A 16,686-nucleotide genomic window follows, 5' to 3' on the forward strand; every position below is an offset into this window, starting at 1 on the left:
TAAAATACCACTTAGAGAATTTCTCTAAGTGGTATTTTTATTTTATTTAACTTGGATCACTTACGACAAATGAGAATGTTACTGTAGAATAATCATAAGTGAAAACTGCGAAGTAATATGTTTGATCTGCAAAAAAGTAATAGTCGTCCATATAGAAATTCCAATTCGTTCCTTCATCATCAGCTTGATCTAAAAAATCAAAAGTTGAGTTATAAAGGTCTAAAACAGGATCAATAGAATCATCTGGGCATGTGCTATAAATATCATAATAACCTGAAGTTGTTGGTTCAAAGATATAATAAATAATTTTCCCTTGCATAATGGTTGTTTCTATTGTTTGTCCAGCCGAAACTGGGATTGCGGTATCAAATGAAGAAGTAGCAGGATCTGGTTCACCTTCATCATAAGGTGTTATGATGAATGAAAAAGGTGTTAAATAATCAGAATCATCTGTAATAAGTAAGTAATACGTATGTCCAGCTTCTAAGAAAAAATCATCGGCATAGAAATTGTTATTGTCAGCTTCATTATCAAATTCACCCAAAACACCTATTGAGTCCTCTATGATAAGTAAGGAAGGATCATTATAATATCCGCCATAACTATAAATATCATATTGCCCATCTACTTCAGGAATAAATGAATAAATATTGGCATCAAAGAAAATATCAAATATAACGTCATAAGATTCACCTAATATAACTGGTACTGCTTGATTTTCTAGAGTTTTAGGCTCACTATTAAAACTTCTAATTTCTAATGTAAATGGGACGTTAGATGCACCACGAATACCAATATAGTAAGTTTCTCCCTCAATGAAATAAAATTCAAACATACAGCTATAAACTTTGCTGTCATGATATTCAAACATTGTCATATCCATCGGATAACCATAAACATCATAAATAACTAATTCAGGAGTATAACTATTTTGAGAGTAATAACCAAATATACGGTGAGAAACACTTTCTCCAGCAACAAACTCGTAATATTGTTCTTCAAAATCATTCATGTAAAGCATTTGTTTTTCTCCTTCAAAAATAGGTATTGAATTATCAAATGTTATACCATTGTTATTTGAATTTGAATTAAAGAGTTCATCAATTAGCAATACTATTGCGTCAATTCTTTCTTGTTGCTCAGGAGTTAAATCTGATAAATCCCAAGTTGACATAGCTTGGATTTCGTCAATATAGAATTCAACATCTTCAACGACTAAAGCTTTCGCATCATTAACTTCAGATATTGTCATATCTTCTAATAGAAGAATATCAGATTGTTTTAAGATATCATCAAAAATGATATCAATAGAATCCATAATCAAAGTTTCATTAGCTGGAGTTAAAGTTGCAGTTAACACATCTAATAAAGGAGTTAACATTATAGATGCATCATCCCCAATTAGACCTGAAACATCAATATCATCAAGGTTATTGATAAATGCTTTTTCAAGTACAATAGCATTTGCAAGAAGTTCAGCTATATATGGAGATATATCATCATAAATAGTTTCGTAATCAACATCTTGAACAGCATACATTACAAACATCATAGGTAATGGAATCTTCATAAAGTTCAGCAATGTTTGGAAAGCAGCTTGATCAAGTTCATCTGTCACTACACTATTTAATGAAATTGCATCACTGAAGATATCTTCAATAAGCGCAGCAAGTTCTGCTGCTTCAAATTCTTCAGCTTCATTTAGTGTGAGGATATTCATAATGAGTGATGCTTCAGAGTCCATAAATTCTGCAAATGCATTAAGTCCTATTTCTTCTATAATGTCTTTAGCAGCTATAATCGTATCATATTCACCTTTAAATTCATTAAGCATTGCGATGACGTCAGTTTTTTGTTCCGCAGGAACATTAACATCATTTTCAATTTGTGAAATGATATTATCAATTACAATACCATATAATGCTTCTGCAGAATCATCCTGCATAAGCGTATCGAACATATCAAATTTCGCACTATTAGTTGTTTTAAAATCATCAATATAAGTTGCAATATATAAAATCAAATCTATTGACGCTTTAGGATCTGTTTCACTATAATAACTATCCCAAATTGGATTATATACTTCAACAGTCATATTTTCAACAAGCGTTTTTAGTTCGTTAATCATTGTCAATGTAATATCATCTAACATAGATAGAACTAAATCAAACTCTAAATGATTAACTTCAGCTAAATAAGAAGCGTGTTCATTATAGCTTGCCATGTTTTCACCAGTGATAGCTCCAGCTACATAGAATAAGGTTGTGTATAAAATGGTGAAATCATCTATTGATGGAAGATTGTCTTTTAGAATAGTAACCATCTCATCTTTAATTAAGAAAATTTCAGCATTTGTAATCTCTTGACTAGTAATTGAACCATCTATAGTTGTAATTACATTTGCAGGTATTGAATTTTTTACAGTCATAAGGAAATCTAGAACCATTTCTAAAGATTGGATAACAAGTTCTTCATTATCTGTAAAGGCATCAAGAAATTCTTGATCTATATCGCCATCCATACCAACCAATGCAACATTATATAACACATATGCAGTTGCATAAGGTGTCATATTATATGTTTCAAACATTTCCATTTCATCCATTAAATCATCCAAAGATTCTATATCGTTTGATTGAGTCATGTTCATGAAATCACTAAAGAATCCTATAGCGTTTGCTTCAGTCATTCTAACATTAGCAGAAGCATCAGCATATGCTTGGGCTATTTCCAATGCTCTAAGATAATTTTCATAATCCCATTCATTTGAGAAATCAGACTGAATTAGCCCAGGTTCGTAAGTCAAATCAAAGTCTTCAATAATTGCTGAAACGATTGTTGCTGGATTAGCAAGAATTACCACTGTGTAGGTTAATACTGTCGAAGGAAGTGAAAAACTCTCTCCTTTGACCGCTACTACAGAAATCATATGTTCTCCAACACTCATTGGCTCATTTAGTAAGTTGAACGAAGTGCCATCAACTTCAATACTAAGAGAATCAATATAGACAAGATAGGAATCCGCATCTTCAACAGCATCCCAACTTAAAATGTCTCCATTGATTGCAACATTTGCTGGTACTTCAATGGTCAAATCAGGCGTCTTATCTCCACAAGAGACAAGCATAAAAACAGAGACTAGTAAAATCATAATCTGTAAAAATTTCTTCATATTATTCCTCCTAAAAATAAATATGAGTCTTTTTCAAAATAATAGAGTATAAATATAATTCTTCTAAAATCATTTTGAATGTATCTAATTTAAAGCAATTGACTAGATGTATAAATATTATTTTAATTATACATCTATTTTATTGTTTAATCAATTGCTCATTATCTTTAAATATAATGTATTCAATAAAATTTAAAACACACACAGATATTATTACACATGATTTTCACATAATCTTGGCTTATATAAAAGTTCATTAAAAGTTCACAAAGATTAACTAGAATAGAGGCATAACATTAGGAGGTAAAAGACATGTTACAATTAAAAAACATTAAAAAAGATTATGTGGTCGCAGGATTACCGATACCTGCATTAAGTGGTATTACACTAGAATTTCAAAAAAATGAATTTGTTTCTATATTAGGAGCTTCTGGCAGTGGTAAAACAACTTTACTAAATATCATAGGTGGATTAGATCGATATACAAGTGGTGATCTGTTAGTTGAAGGTAAATCAACTAAAGAGTTTTCAAATAATGATTGGGATGCATATAGAAATGCAACCATCGGATTTGTCTTTCAGACGTATAATTTAATTTCTCATTTATCAGTATTAGATAATGTTGAAATGGCTTTAAGATTATCTGGAGTTTCATCAAAAGAAAGAAAAGAAAGAGCAACTAAAGTTTTAGTAGAAGTTGGGTTGGCGGATCACATTCATAAAAAACCTAATCAACTATCTGGTGGTCAAATGCAGCGTGTTGCTATTGCAAGAGCACTTGTGAATAATCCTAAGATTTTATTAGCTGATGAACCATCGGGTGCTTTAGATAGCAAAACAAGCATTCAAATTTTAAAGCTTATCAAAGATATTTCAAAAGATAGATTAGTTATTATGGTTACTCACAATACAGAACTAGCACAAAATTTTTCAGATCGTATTGTACAACTTGTTGATGGAAGGGTCGTTGAAGATAGTAGACCGGTCCATATTAAAAAAGAAAACTTAAATCAAAGTAAACTTTTAAATAAAAAAACATCAATGAGCTATATGACAGCACTAAAGACAAGTTTTAAAAATTTGCTAACGAAAAAAGGTAGAACATTGATTACTGCCGTTGCAGGAAGCATTGGTATTATTGGTATCGCCTTAGTTTTATCTATATCATCAGGTATGACAAACTATGTAGATGATATGCAAAGTGACACATTAGCAGGATTCCCATTAACTATATCTAGTGTAGTATCTACTGATGCTTTTGCTGATCCAGCACAAAGAATGGGTGATTTAACAAGTATAGATGGATCATTTACTGACGAACCAATTATTTATTCATACGATGAAGAAAACAATACGACACTACATACAAATATTGTCACAGACGATTTTTTAGATTACCTAAATCAAATGGATTCAGAATTGTATAATTCAATTTCATATACAAGAGCAATTTCTTTAAATATCGTTGCTGAAACAAGTGCAGGTGGATATACTAAGGTAGTTTCAAGCCAGTCAAATAATCCTTTTACAAGCGCTGGGACAGTATTAAATGAAATACCTAATAGTCCAGAATTTATTCAATCACAATATGATATTTTAGATGGAGTGTATCCAACAGCATATAATGAGCTTGTTTTAATAGTCGATTCACAAAATCAAATTGATGTAAGTGTCTTAGAATCACTAGGTATATCTATTGAAGAGGATTATACATTTTCAGATTTTATTGGAAAAACATTTAAAGTGATTCCAAATGATTTATATTATACATCATCTGGTAGCACATATATACCAGAAACAAATTATGATATGTTATATAATAGTACAGAGGCTATAACCATTAGTATTGTAGGTATATTGCGTGTTAGCGAAGATGCATCAACTGAATTATTATCTTCTGGTATTGGATACACAACATTTTTAACAGATTATATGATTGATATCAATTTGACATCTGATATTGTTGTGGCTCAAGAAGCATCTAAAACACTTAATGTTTTAACTGGGCAACCTTTTAATACACAATTGACATATGATATCGTTATGCGTACGATTGGTGGAGATTCAGCACCTACAGGTGTTCAAATTTATCCTGTTTCATTTGATTCAAAGGATTTAATAAAAGATTATTTAGATGCATATAATGTTGGATTAGATGAGGTGGACTCAATCATTTATACAGATTTAGCTGAAACAATCTCATCAACGATTTCAACATTGATTTCAACAATTACGATTATCCTTGCAGCATTTGCTGGTATTTCATTGGTTGTTTCTTCAATTATGATAGGCATAATCACATATGTTTCAGTCATAGAAAGAACTAAAGAAATTGGAATCATGAGAAGTTTAGGTGCACGTAAAAAAGATATTTCAAGAATATTTAATGCGGAAACTGTTTTGATTGGTTTTACATCAGGTGTTTTAGGAGTTTTAATCGCAATGGTTTTAAATATTCCATTAAATATGATCATTAATGGATTGATAGGCGTCACAGGGTTTTCAACACTTACGCTAACAAGTTCGTTAAGTCTAATTGTCTTAAGTACAATCTTAACATTAGTTGCAGGTTTAATTCCTAGTGGAATTGCAGCTAGAAAAGATCCTGTTGTTGCATTACGTACTGAATAGGTATGACGTTTAAGTGTTATAATATAAATATAAATAAAAAGGAGGATTCTTATGATAAAAATACTTATAGTTGATGATGAATATAATATTAGAAAACTCTTTACTAAATATTTAACAAATCAAGGATATAAAGCAATAGAAGCAGAGGATGGCCAAAAGGCCATCCAAATCTTTGAGAATGAACACATAGATTTGCTTATTACCGATGTAATGATGCCTTTAATGGATGGTATTACTTTGACTCATAAGATTAGAACTTCATATCCTGAATTACCTATATTAATGTTAACAGCATTAGACAGTTTCGAAGATAAAGAAAAAGGATTTATTAGTGGTGTAGATGATTATATGGTCAAACCTGTAGATCTTAATGAAATGTTGTTAAGAATTAAAGCATTACTAAGAAGATATCAAATCTTAAGTTCTAATAAAATAGAACTTAAAAATTTTATACTTGATAATCAATCTGGAGAATGCATATTAAATGGTAAACCCATAGAATTAACTAGAAAAGAATTTTCGCTATTGTTTAAATTATTAGCATCACCTAATAAAATTTTTACAAGAGAACAGTTGATGAATGAAATATGGGGATATGATTCCGAAAGTTATGACCGAACAATAGATACACATGTTAAAAGACTAAGGGAGCATATAACAACTGATGAATATGAAATCATAACAGTAAGAGGATTAGGATATAAGGCGGTGTTAACATGAAAAAATTATCTGCTAAAATTATTATTATAATCATTATCGTATTTGGAGTATCAACTATAATTCCAAGGATTATATTGACAAGTATGGGAGATTTTCCTGAACAAGAATTTTTTTCATCACCTTTGTTTCTAGTTGGCATGTTTGTTACAGCATTTCTCACTTTAAGTTTATTTGGATTGGCTATTAAATATGTAATCATAGATAGAATTAGATCTTTAAGTTTAGCAACAAAACAAATTGCTCTAGGTAATTTTGAGCTCAATATTAAATCAAAAGGTAATGATGAACTTACTAGTCTTACACAAGATTTTAATAAAATGGCTCAAGAATTAAGAGCAAATGAATATTTAAATAAAGAGTTTGTTAGAAATTTCTCTCATGAGTTTAAAACACCCATTAGTGCAATTAAAGGGTATGCAGAGTTAATTTCATCAGGTGATTTAACAGATAAAGAGATTGTTGAGTATTCTAAAATTATTGCTAGTGAATCTACTAGACTAACTCACCTTTCGAAAAGTCTATTACAACTATCAATTCTTGATAGCACTTCAATTGTTAAAGCAAACGAAAAGTTTAATATGTCAGAACAAATTAGATCTGTCATACAGATGCTTCAATTGATGTGGGAAGAAAAAGGACTAGAGTTAAATTTAGATATTCAAGAAATATATACAACCACAAATAAAGAATTGACATACCAAATATGGAAAAATATCATTGAAAACGCGATTAATTATTCCCAGAAGAATCAAAAATTAGATATAACTGTCAAACAAGAAGAAAAGCAAATTATTTTTGAAATAACAAATTATGGATTAGGTATTTCTTTAGAAGATCAAAAACATATTTATGAGCTTTTTTATGTAGTAGAAAAATCACGTCATCAGACAAGTAGTGGTATTGGTCTAGCCATAACTAAAAAGATAATTGATAAGCTTAATGGTGATATACACATAGATAGTCAAGAAAACGAATATACTACATTTAAAGTATCGTTACCTATATAAGAAGACCTATTGAATTAAAAGAGTTTAAAACAGAATTAATCAAAGCTAGAAAACATATTTCAAAATAAAAAACCTCACACTAGATTATCTAGTTGTGAGGTTATTATCTATTGCAGCTTAAAGTCAAAAGACATTTGTAAGTAAAAATGTTACAATGTTTACGTAGTTATAAAGAAAGAAATGTGAGGATATAATATGGATCTCGAACAATTATACAGAAAATGGTTGGTAAATTGGCAACCTAAACATGCAAATGTGAATTTTAAAAAAAATTCATGGCAAGAAACAACATTACTAGCTTATATGAATGTCATCAAGAATGTTGTAAATGATTTAAAAATAGAAGATCCATCAATAAAACAAAATTTATTTGATTATAGCGATCCAAAAAAATATACGATTGCATATCATAAAATCATAAATCATTCGAATTTTAAAAGTCTGCAATATTATCCGTTAGCAAAAAAATCATTAAAAAGATATCTTGATTTTCTATATGATTTGAAATAAAAAACATGTTTAAATCATTTAACTAAGAAGAAATATAAGTGGTTTCAAAAGAAATGAACATTGGAAAATATATTGATATGACAATAATTAAAAAAACACATATTTGAAGAAAATATTACAAAATTCAAGATTAAATGAATTTTAATCAGTAAATTAACGATTATAATGTCGATTTATCTAATATAGTGCTCGAATAGTTGGTTTTTAACTACTTATGGTGTATACTAATAAAGGTGAAGCTAGAAATGGCAATAAATCACAATAAAAAGAAAAAAGGAGTAATTTAACATGACAGGAACAGTAAAATGGTTTAATTCTGATAAGGGATATGGATTTATCTCTACAGAAGAAGGCAAAGATGTATTTGTACACTTTAGCGCAATTCAAACTGAAGGATTCAAATCACTTGAAGAAGGCGACAAAGTAGAATTTGACGTTACAGACAGCGATCGCGGCGAAACAGCAGCAAACGTTGTTAAACTATAATTTTCAATGAGTCTATAAAAAAAGGGTTCTCTAGAAATAGAGAGTCTCTTTTTTTTATTTTTTCAACTAATGAAATATTCTATGTAGTATCTATATAGATAGGGTATCCATTTTTATATTGTAGTATTATATTATTAAAGGTATAATTCAAGTATAAAAGTAAAATAAAAAGGGAGATTAATATGAAATTTTACATTAAACAAAAAGTGGTTACACTAAAAGATAAATTTAAAATAACTGATGAAGCTCAAAATCCTATTTATGAAGTAAAAGGTAAATTTATGAGCATAACAAATAAACTTGAATTACTTGATATAAATGGAAATGTTTTATATCGCTCTAATAGAAAAGTATTGGCTTTGTTAGCTAAATACTTCATTTACAACAAAAGTGGTGAAGAAGTTGCAACTATTAAGAGAAAATTTAGTCTTAGACCTAAATTTGATTTATCAATTCTAGGTAAAGAAATGGAATTAGAAGGAAGTCTATTTGCACATTCTTTTAATATCATTGACCATGGTCAAAGTGTTGCTTCAATTCATAAAAAAATCATTTCTTGGGGCGATGCTTATGAGATAGATATTGATGACAAAGAAAATATTGAGTTATTTTTATTTGTTATTATTATATTAGATCAAGTAATACACGAGAAAAAACGATAAAATTGAATAAGGTGAGATTAATGAAGAACAAAGAAACTAAAGTTAAAGTTATTATTTCTGTTGTATTTACTGTACTTGTACTTGGGTTCACAGGATTTTTGCTTCTTAGATCTTTTAAAGGTTCCGATTTTGTTATTGATGAAGAACTTAGTCAATTAGAAATTAGTGGTGGATTATATGGAAAAACAATTGAAATCGATGACTCTGTTATTATATCTATGGTTGATCCTATTGAAATTACAAGAAGAACTAATGGTTCATCAATTGGAAATGTGAAATCTGGTAGTTTTACATTAGTTGGAGACGTTCCAGTTTATTTAAATTTAGGAAATAGCACACATGATTGGATCGCCATCATTGATGGAGAAGATAGATATTATATAAATCTGAAGGATGAACAAGAAACTATTGATTTATATAATGATTTATTAGATTTACAAGATTAAATTTTAAGTTTTCAAAAAATAAGGAGTTGAATATGAAAAAGATATTACTAGCTTTGCTTAGTATTATAAGTTTCATCACACTAACAAATTGTGGCTCAGTATTTCGTGTGTTTAATGATGAAGATTTAGATGTGATGGCTCAATCAGATTACGGATTTACATCTGTGTTATTCTTTAAGATTGTTGATTCTGAAACTGCAATAGAACTTACAGGAGATTCGTATAACAATAGTGGAGTTATTTATGGGGTTAAAGATGATGCATACGCAATGATATTTATGCCAAAACTTGCTTCAAAAGAAGAATTCTTGATTGATTACGAACCTATCTATGATGTTGTTGAGATATATCAGATGCTCAATGTATTAGAAAATGAAACTGGGGATTTATTATTTAATGACCCTTCAGGAGATTATGGAGGACTAAGCATTAGTGTGACGCCATATGAATCTATAGCAAATGCTTTTCCTAGTCTTGTCTTTGATAGTCCTATATTCTTTATTATAACAACTGATCAAATGGTGTTTAATGTTGGTAGAATTGAAAATAACTATGTTGTTTTTGATCAAGATTTAAAAAAACTTAATTAAATATATGAAATAAAGATAAAAGTCACATCTCTAAAGAGTGCGACTTTTTTTCTTTCTTATAAATTGGTGATAAAAAATCTGTATGTGAGTGCTCATAGGTTAATATCTTTGACTGGATTTATCTTGGCTGATTTGATAGAAATCATATTGTCTAGCTTTTGTAATCGGATCTTGATTTGGATCTGATGCTGAGACTGCTAAATATAATACTTCACCAATTTTTTGAGCTACCTTTTTAAAACTTTTTCTCATATCTTTATACCTCCGTCATTTTTTTGTAATCGTTTGATGCCATGAATAATTCATTTTGTCTAGACTCTTGAATATTTAATACAGATGAAACTTGATGTAATATATAACCTAATGCTGATATAATTTTATTTGTTCTCATTGGTTTTCCTCCTTGATTAATAATTTTATTAATTTTATTTATAATATGCTTTGAATTTATTGATTTATTTAATTTACACTTTGATTATATAAAATAAAAATTCATTTGTCAACACTTTTTACACTTTTTTATTAATATTGTTAATTTTTATATTAATATTATTGATTATTTAACTAAATTATCTTATTTTTATCAATATTTATATTGTTTTTGTTATTTTTAACAAAAATTTAGAGGATGTCAGATGGTAAGCTGCAAATATATTTATACTTTTTATAACTTAAAACTTTTTCACTTACATAGTTTCACGCATTCTATGTAGTATTCAATTATTCGTGATATCATATATTTAATAAAAGAGGTGACTTTATGGACCATGTACTTATTTTTATACTGCTTGGAATTGGTTTTTTATCTTTTGTTCCAGTCATCAGTTTAAATAAAAATGGAGAAAATAAGAAATATGGATGTTTAAAATATTTAATTAATCTTGGATTTTTCTGGACAATACTCATCTTGTTAGAAAGATTGTCTGGAAATATGACAGTAGTCTATATTACTCATATTTTAGGATATCCAATTAAATTCCTATTGGTTTCCTTTATGGTATGTACTATATTTAACTATATTGAAAAACCAATGCCCAAACTTATTGTGTTTATTTTAGGATTAATTACAGTTGTTGAAGTTATTTTAGCTGTTACTAATATAGATAATCAATTCTTAATCCAAATTATTCCATCACAAATGAATAGTTTTACTGATCTATATGCTGCTGAAAAAGGATCGTTGTTTATTTATCATTTAATAATTAGTTATCTTGTGTTAGTTATTGGAATTGGATATTTATTCTATTTTCTTTCTAAGCATAAAGGAGTAAGACAATATAAATCAATTACACAGACAATGGCGATAAGCATTGTTATCGTATTGTTATTCAATTTATCTCAACTTTTATTCATTCAAATTAATGCTGATTTGACATATATATCATTGGTAGTGGTCTCCTATGCCCTTTATCGTATTATCTATATGAAAGATATGGTATTTAATATTAGAACGTCAGGAAGAAGCGAAATTCTTTCAAATATGCGTGAAATGTATATCATTACCGATTCAAACTATCATGTAATTGAAATAAGTAATTTGTTAATTACTAAATATAATATTGATGAAGCAGAATATACAGGTAAAATATTAGATAAATTAATCAAGAAATTAGAAGAGTATATATCATTTTATAAAGAATATACAGCTGAAACAGAAGCTGATTCTAATAAAGATCATTTTCACTTACGAGATAAAAAGTTTAAATTGTTAGGAATGAACGATTATGGATATATCATATTGCTTTATGATGAAACAAAAGTTTTTGGGCTATTACGTGATTTAAATAGACTCAGTAATTTTGATAATATGACAGGTCTAAATAACCGTAATTATATTGAAAACAAACTTAACAAACTTGAAGAAGAAATAGATTTAGGTATCATTTCATTAGATTTAAATGGACTTAAAGTAAATAATGATTATTTAGGGCACGAAAGAGGAGATTTTCTTCTAAAATCATTAGCTAATAAAATAAAAACAGTTATGTCTGATTATGATAATAAGGATATTGCAAGAATAGGCGGAGATGAGTTTGTTATTGTGCTTTATCATACTGATGAAAAAACATTACAAAAAATTAAAAGTAATATTTTAAAAGCTTGTGATGATCCAGACTTAGAGAAATTTGTAAGTGTTTCAATAGGTACTGCATTTTCTAGAAAAGATACAAATGTTTTCCAATTGCTTCAAGAAGCTGATGCAAGTATGTATGAGATGAAGAAAACAACAAGTAAAGCATATTCAGAAAGTATTGTTGAATATGTTAAGAAGAAAGATAAATTTATTAGATAACTATTATAGTTTTTAAGAGGTAAATATAATGATACAAACAAGTCGTTTAATAATAGAATATGCACAAACAGAAGACTTAGATGATATTTATGAATATGTATCAAATAAAGAAGTCATGAAATATGAGCGTGAAGATTTCCCAACAAAAGCTAAATATGAAGAACTCTTAAATTATTTTATTGAACATAAGCTTTTATATGTGATTCGATTAAAAGATTTACCTAAAGTCATCGGGCATATCTTTTTAGGCAAAACCAATCCAGCAATCAATAATGAATACAATATAGGATATATCTTAAATCCTCTTTTTCATAACAAAGGGTATTGTTCAGAAGCTAGCAAAGCAATTATAAACTATGCGTTTTTAGAATTGCACGCAAATCGAGTTCGAGCTGCATGCAATCCCGAAAACATTCCTTCATGGAAAGTTATGGAGAAAATAGGTTTGAAAAAAGAAGGGTATTTTAAAAAGAGATTTTTTATGAAAAATGATGAATTTGGTCATCCTATATATACTGATCAAGTGATGTATGGGATACATTGTTCAGATTGGCATATAGAAAAAAATAAATAATTATATTATAGAGAATTTAGAGAAATCTAAATTCTTTTTATTATATTATTATTAAACAAATAGCTAATAATGATTTCATTCAATGAGAAAATGTAGTATAATTATAAAAATGGTAATTAGTAAGAATCATAAAAAATAAAGGTATAATTATTAATTAGTGATATAATTTTTTTAGATATATTTGATAGATGGGAGTTGAAATTTGACAATGAAACAACGTATAGAACATAAAGCGGTAACTTTAGTTGAATTATTAGCTGTCGTTGTTATTTTAGGTATTATTGCTAGCATTGGAATTTTAGTTATTGGAAATCTTATTTCTAATACTAGAACAAAAGCATATAGAGAAACTGTAGCATCGTTAAATACAGCTACTGAAAATTATATATTATGGGAACAAATCACTACAGAAGATGTCTTTGACGGATTAGAAACTAATAGTGATAGAATATCTATTCTTTTCTCAGAAGGATATATTTCAGAAGTGACGCAACCAAACACACCGTATTCTTTTGTATGGGATATTCCTACTCAAACGTGGGTTTTATCCTCAGAGGAAATTATTGTTATAGGTTCACCCGAGATAAATTATAATTTTGAAGAAGATTCACTTACCGCCGTTATAGAGCAAGGTGGGGTCATTACAACTGGAACATTTAGGGATAATGGAACTAGTATTTCTACATCATATGGCCTATTGTTTATAGACAATAATAAATCAAATTATACAGTAACGGTTAATGCAGAATTAGATGATAATACCTATGGTGGATATGGTATCTTTTTTGAAACATTGTTAGATGATAATAATAAAGACACAGGTTTTATACTACAAGTAGATCGTGGATATTCAAGCGGAGAAATAATTATCAGACCTAGAACGGACGGAAAAGAACAAAACCCTATTTATAGATATCCTATAGGATTTGATGCGAATGGTGATTTTGTGGTGTCTGGAGGTACGAAGAATAACTCAAATCCTTGGTGGTCAGAAGCACATGATATCAAATTGGTAGTTGGAGATATTACTGATGCCACATATAATAAGCAAATATCAGTATATATTGACGACGTATTTGTTTTTTCTAAAAAATTCACATCTGCAATTACACCTAGTAACGTGAATGGAAATCAAACTGGATTAAGAGTATGGGCATTAGAAACAATTTTCTATAGTTTCCAAGTAAATTAAAAATACTAATAAAATGATCAAAGGACGCCTTAAATTTAAGGTGTTCTTTTTATGATGCAAATACGCATTACTATATTTTGTGCTTAGAATAATGTTATAATGGTTATAACGTTAATTAATTGATTAATTCATATACTAATAAAAAAAGGAGTGATTATATGTATACAGCAAATCCAAAAAGATATGAAAAAATGAAATATAATAGAGTAGGTAAAAGTGGTTTATTATTACCTCAATTATCACTTGGTTTCTGGCAAAACTTTGGTGAAGAAAAACCATTCGAAGAAGTTAAAGAAATTGTTTTAGCTGCTTTTGATCATGGGATTACACATTTTGATTTAGCAAATAACTATGGTAGACCATGGGGAAGTGCTGAAAGCAATTTAGGCAAAATTTTAGCAAATGAATTAAAACCATATCGTGATGAATTAGTCATTTCGACAAAAGCAGGTTACTATATGTGGGCTGGTCCTTATGGAGATATGGGAAGTAGAAAGTATTTATTTTCTTCACTTAATCAATCTTTAAAAAGATTAAACTTAGAATACGTTGATATATTTTATCATCACCGTCCTGATTATGATACACCACTAGAAGAAACAATGAAAGCTCTAGCTGATATTGTACATATGGGTAAAGCGCTTTATGTAGGGATTAGCAACTATCCTGCAGTGAGAGCTTTAGAAGCTAAAAAGTTACTTAAAGAGTATGGTGTGGACTTATTGATTCATCAACCCAAATTCTCTATGTTAAATCGATGGATTCAAGATGAAGGATTAGTTGATGCGATGGTTAAAGAAGGCGTTGGGATTATTCCATTTAGCATTTTATCACAAGGGTTATTAACCACAAAATATCTAAATGAGATTCCAAAAGATTCTCGCGCTGGAGATAAAGATAATCCATTCTTAAATGAAAGTCACATTACTAAAGAAGTGCTAGAGAAAGTGATAAAGTTAAATGAACTTGCCATTGAGAGAGGACAAACACTTGCGGAAATGGCAGTGAGTTGGACATGTCAATCAAGAGGGATTTCTAGTGTTTTATTAGGAGTTAGTAAGATGTCTCAATTATTAAGTAATTTAAAAGCATTAGATCACTTAGAATTTAGTAAAGAAGAATTAGCAAAAATAGAGAGTATTGTTAGATAATTAAATTCATATAAAAACAATAAAAAAAACTATAACATCAATTGTTATAGTTTTTTTATCTTTTATATTCAAACCTATCTCACTTTTTTTCTTTTGTACATTTTACTATCAGCAACTCCTAAGAGAGTATCTAGAGTTTCTCCATCTTTTTTATAAGTCGAGTATCCTATACTTACGCCCTTGAAATTAAGTTCAGGATTGAAGTTTTGTACAATTTTAGATTTCAGTTCATCTATATTAACATTAACATCTTCTGTAATACAAACAAATTCATCTCCAGCAATTCTATAAAATTTACTTTCTTTGCTTATGCTTTTTATAACAGCGGAAGAAAAGTATTGTAAATATTTATCACCCACTAAATGACCATAGGTATCATTAACACTCTTTAAACCATCTAAGTCCATATAGATACAATGAAAAGGTATGTGTTGCTCAATAAGTTGATTTGTATTTGTAAATAAGGAAAATCGGTTTTCAAGTTTTGTCAATGAATCTGTAAAAGCGAGTTTGTTTAAACTTATGACTGTTTTTGATTTATTAATAAAATCACGCAATAGTGTATACACAGAAATATTTGCAATTTCTAATAAAAGTAATGTAATTATAATAACAATATCACCACTAATAAAGTATCCAAATATAATTGACATTGAAAATAATATGGTTGCTAAAACCATTAGTAATTTTGTTGTATCGTTAGAAATACCTTCAATGATAACTTTATATGTTTTTTGTGCAAATATTTTAATGAGTGGAAATGCAATTGCTAAAAGTATTGTATGAAAGACTATAGGTAAGATTATTAGTTTTGCGTCAATTATATTTGCTAAAGAAAGAGAAATATTTGAAATGATCATAGTTTGTGTCCAACTAAAAAACATGATCGTAGTCATTTTAAATACAGATTCTTTATAAAGTAATATTAATGGAATAATAAATGTAAATCCAGCAATTAAATGATAATAACGAGATGAATCATCTGGGTTTAATACAAAATAAAAAAGAACCGAAAGGAAAGTGAAAAGAATAAGTGATATCACTGTAGTTTTTATTTTATATTTTCTTGTTGCAAGTAATCCCGTAATGATCAAGTTTACCAATAGAATTTCTAATTGAAGAACTAGATTTATATACATATACTGTTTACTCCATTCTAAGAGGCTTATGTTTCATTATAACACAAAAACAAAGAGCGACAGACTATATTTTTTGTCCACTCATATATATTTATTTTAATAAAGAAAGTGAG

Annotated in this window: 16 protein-coding genes; 12 read left to right on the forward strand and 4 right to left on the reverse strand. The window is 28.5% G+C overall.

Annotated elements, in window-relative coordinates; all coding sequences use genetic code 11:
• Nucleotides 1–46: 46 nt before the first annotated feature.
• Complete coding sequence (locus tag MPAN_RS00675) at nucleotides 47–3,172, reverse strand: hypothetical protein (RefSeq protein WP_176239113.1); 3,126 nt, start codon at nucleotides 3,170–3,172, stop codon at nucleotides 47–49.
• 312 nt (nucleotides 3,173–3,484) lie between these two features.
• Between MPAN_RS00675 and MPAN_RS00680 the strand changes: the two genes are divergently transcribed.
• From MPAN_RS00680 to MPAN_RS00715, 8 genes are all read left to right on the forward strand, one after another.
• The gene (locus MPAN_RS00680; RefSeq protein WP_176239114.1) at nucleotides 3,485–5,803 is read left to right on the forward strand and encodes an ABC transporter ATP-binding protein/permease; all 2,319 of its coding nucleotides are present in this window, start codon (nucleotides 3,485–3,487) and stop codon (nucleotides 5,801–5,803) included.
• Between the two features lie 51 nt (nucleotides 5,804–5,854).
• Nucleotides 5,855–6,523, forward strand: a complete 669-nt coding sequence (locus MPAN_RS00685; protein WP_176239115.1) for a response regulator transcription factor — start codon at nucleotides 5,855–5,857, stop codon at nucleotides 6,521–6,523.
• Nucleotides 6,520–7,530 (forward strand): sensor histidine kinase, encoded by a 1,011-nt coding sequence (locus MPAN_RS00690; protein ID WP_176239116.1) that lies wholly within the window; start codon nucleotides 6,520–6,522, stop codon nucleotides 7,528–7,530. Before MPAN_RS00685 ends, MPAN_RS00690 begins: the two co-directional genes overlap by 4 nt.
• A 195-nt stretch (nucleotides 7,531–7,725) precedes the next feature.
• Nucleotides 7,726–8,040: a hypothetical protein gene (locus MPAN_RS00695; protein ID WP_176239117.1), complete on the forward strand. Its 315-nt coding sequence runs from the start codon at nucleotides 7,726–7,728 to the stop codon at nucleotides 8,038–8,040.
• Between the two features lie 288 nt (nucleotides 8,041–8,328).
• A complete protein-coding gene (locus MPAN_RS00700; RefSeq protein ID WP_176239118.1) occupies nucleotides 8,329–8,526 on the forward strand; it encodes a cold shock domain-containing protein in 198 nt (65 codons plus the stop codon).
• A 176-nt stretch (nucleotides 8,527–8,702) separates the two neighbouring features.
• Nucleotides 8,703–9,188 carry an LURP-one-related/scramblase family protein gene (locus MPAN_RS00705; protein ID WP_325167922.1) on the forward strand — a complete coding sequence of 162 codons (486 nt, stop codon included), beginning with the start codon at nucleotides 8,703–8,705 and terminating at the stop codon, nucleotides 9,186–9,188.
• Nucleotides 9,189–9,208: 20 nt separating this feature from the next.
• A complete protein-coding gene (locus tag MPAN_RS00710) occupies nucleotides 9,209–9,634 on the forward strand; it encodes a hypothetical protein (RefSeq protein WP_176239120.1) in 426 nt (141 codons plus the stop codon).
• Nucleotides 9,635–9,666: 32 nt separating this feature from the next.
• Nucleotides 9,667–10,224, forward strand: coding sequence for a hypothetical protein (locus MPAN_RS00715; RefSeq protein ID WP_176239121.1), 558 nt, complete (start codon nucleotides 9,667–9,669; stop codon nucleotides 10,222–10,224).
• A gap of 99 nt (nucleotides 10,225–10,323) precedes the next feature.
• Here the strand turns inward: MPAN_RS00715 and MPAN_RS00720 are convergent, their stop codons facing one another.
• Entirely contained in the window at nucleotides 10,324–10,476 is a 153-nt protein-coding gene (locus MPAN_RS00720) for a hypothetical protein (RefSeq protein WP_176239122.1), read from the reverse strand.
• Nucleotides 10,477–10,480: 4 nt separating this feature from the next.
• Nucleotides 10,481–10,615: a hypothetical protein gene (locus tag MPAN_RS09015; protein WP_267910367.1), complete on the reverse strand. Its 135-nt coding sequence runs from the start codon at nucleotides 10,613–10,615 to the stop codon at nucleotides 10,481–10,483.
• A 369-nt stretch (nucleotides 10,616–10,984) separates the two neighbouring features.
• Between MPAN_RS09015 and MPAN_RS00725 the strand changes: the two genes are divergently transcribed.
• The 4 genes from MPAN_RS00725 (at nucleotide 10,985) to MPAN_RS00740 (ending at nucleotide 15,434) form a co-directional block, all read left to right on the forward strand.
• The gene (locus tag MPAN_RS00725) at nucleotides 10,985–12,517 is read left to right on the forward strand and encodes a GGDEF domain-containing protein (protein ID WP_176239123.1); all 1,533 of its coding nucleotides are present in this window, start codon (nucleotides 10,985–10,987) and stop codon (nucleotides 12,515–12,517) included.
• Between the two features lie 28 nt (nucleotides 12,518–12,545).
• Nucleotides 12,546–13,091 carry a GNAT family N-acetyltransferase gene (locus MPAN_RS00730; protein WP_176239124.1) on the forward strand — a complete coding sequence of 182 codons (546 nt, stop codon included), beginning with the start codon at nucleotides 12,546–12,548 and terminating at the stop codon, nucleotides 13,089–13,091.
• A gap of 208 nt (nucleotides 13,092–13,299) precedes the next feature.
• Complete coding sequence (locus tag MPAN_RS00735; RefSeq protein WP_176239125.1) at nucleotides 13,300–14,283, forward strand: type II secretion system protein; 984 nt, start codon at nucleotides 13,300–13,302, stop codon at nucleotides 14,281–14,283.
• A gap of 158 nt (nucleotides 14,284–14,441) precedes the next feature.
• Nucleotides 14,442–15,434 carry an aldo/keto reductase gene (locus MPAN_RS00740; protein WP_176239126.1) on the forward strand — a complete coding sequence of 331 codons (993 nt, stop codon included), beginning with the start codon at nucleotides 14,442–14,444 and terminating at the stop codon, nucleotides 15,432–15,434.
• Between the two features lie 74 nt (nucleotides 15,435–15,508).
• On the opposite strand, the gene MPAN_RS00745 is transcribed toward MPAN_RS00740, so the two are convergent.
• Entirely contained in the window at nucleotides 15,509–16,573 is a 1,065-nt protein-coding gene (locus tag MPAN_RS00745) for a GGDEF domain-containing protein (protein WP_176239127.1), read from the reverse strand.
• Nucleotides 16,574–16,686 lie beyond the last annotated feature (113 nt).

The sequence above is a fragment of the Mariniplasma anaerobium genome, assembly GCF_016865445.1.
GTDB classification, from domain to species: Bacteria; Bacillota_I; Bacilli_A; order Acholeplasmatales; family Acholeplasmataceae; genus Mariniplasma; species Mariniplasma anaerobium.

Excerpts from the sequence above, each read along its gene's own strand:
- MPAN_RS00675 (WP_176239113.1), bottom strand. The coding sequence starts at position 3,172 with ATGAAGAAATTTTTACAGATTATGATTTTACTAGTCTCTGTTTTTATG.
- MPAN_RS00680 (WP_176239114.1), top strand. The coding sequence starts at position 3,485 with ATGTTACAATTAAAAAACATTAAAAAAGATTATGTGGTCGCAGGATTA.
- MPAN_RS00685 (WP_176239115.1), top strand. The coding sequence starts at position 5,855 with ATGATAAAAATACTTATAGTTGATGATGAATATAATATTAGAAAACTC.
- MPAN_RS00690 (WP_176239116.1), top strand. The coding sequence starts at position 6,520 with ATGAAAAAATTATCTGCTAAAATTATTATTATAATCATTATCGTATTT.
- MPAN_RS00695 (WP_176239117.1), top strand. The coding sequence starts at position 7,726 with ATGGATCTCGAACAATTATACAGAAAATGGTTGGTAAATTGGCAACCT.
- MPAN_RS00700 (WP_176239118.1), top strand. The coding sequence starts at position 8,329 with ATGACAGGAACAGTAAAATGGTTTAATTCTGATAAGGGATATGGATTT.
- MPAN_RS00710 (WP_176239120.1), top strand. The coding sequence starts at position 9,209 with ATGAAGAACAAAGAAACTAAAGTTAAAGTTATTATTTCTGTTGTATTT.
- MPAN_RS00715 (WP_176239121.1), top strand. The coding sequence starts at position 9,667 with ATGAAAAAGATATTACTAGCTTTGCTTAGTATTATAAGTTTCATCACA.
- MPAN_RS00720 (WP_176239122.1), bottom strand. The coding sequence starts at position 10,476 with ATGAGAAAAAGTTTTAAAAAGGTAGCTCAAAAAATTGGTGAAGTATTA.
- MPAN_RS09015 (WP_267910367.1), bottom strand. The coding sequence starts at position 10,615 with ATGAGAACAAATAAAATTATATCAGCATTAGGTTATATATTACATCAA.
- MPAN_RS00725 (WP_176239123.1), top strand. The coding sequence starts at position 10,985 with ATGGACCATGTACTTATTTTTATACTGCTTGGAATTGGTTTTTTATCT.
- MPAN_RS00730 (WP_176239124.1), top strand. The coding sequence starts at position 12,546 with ATGATACAAACAAGTCGTTTAATAATAGAATATGCACAAACAGAAGAC.
- MPAN_RS00735 (WP_176239125.1), top strand. The coding sequence starts at position 13,300 with ATGAAACAACGTATAGAACATAAAGCGGTAACTTTAGTTGAATTATTA.
- MPAN_RS00740 (WP_176239126.1), top strand. The coding sequence starts at position 14,442 with ATGTATACAGCAAATCCAAAAAGATATGAAAAAATGAAATATAATAGA.
- MPAN_RS00745 (WP_176239127.1), bottom strand. The coding sequence starts at position 16,573 with ATGTATATAAATCTAGTTCTTCAATTAGAAATTCTATTGGTAAACTTG.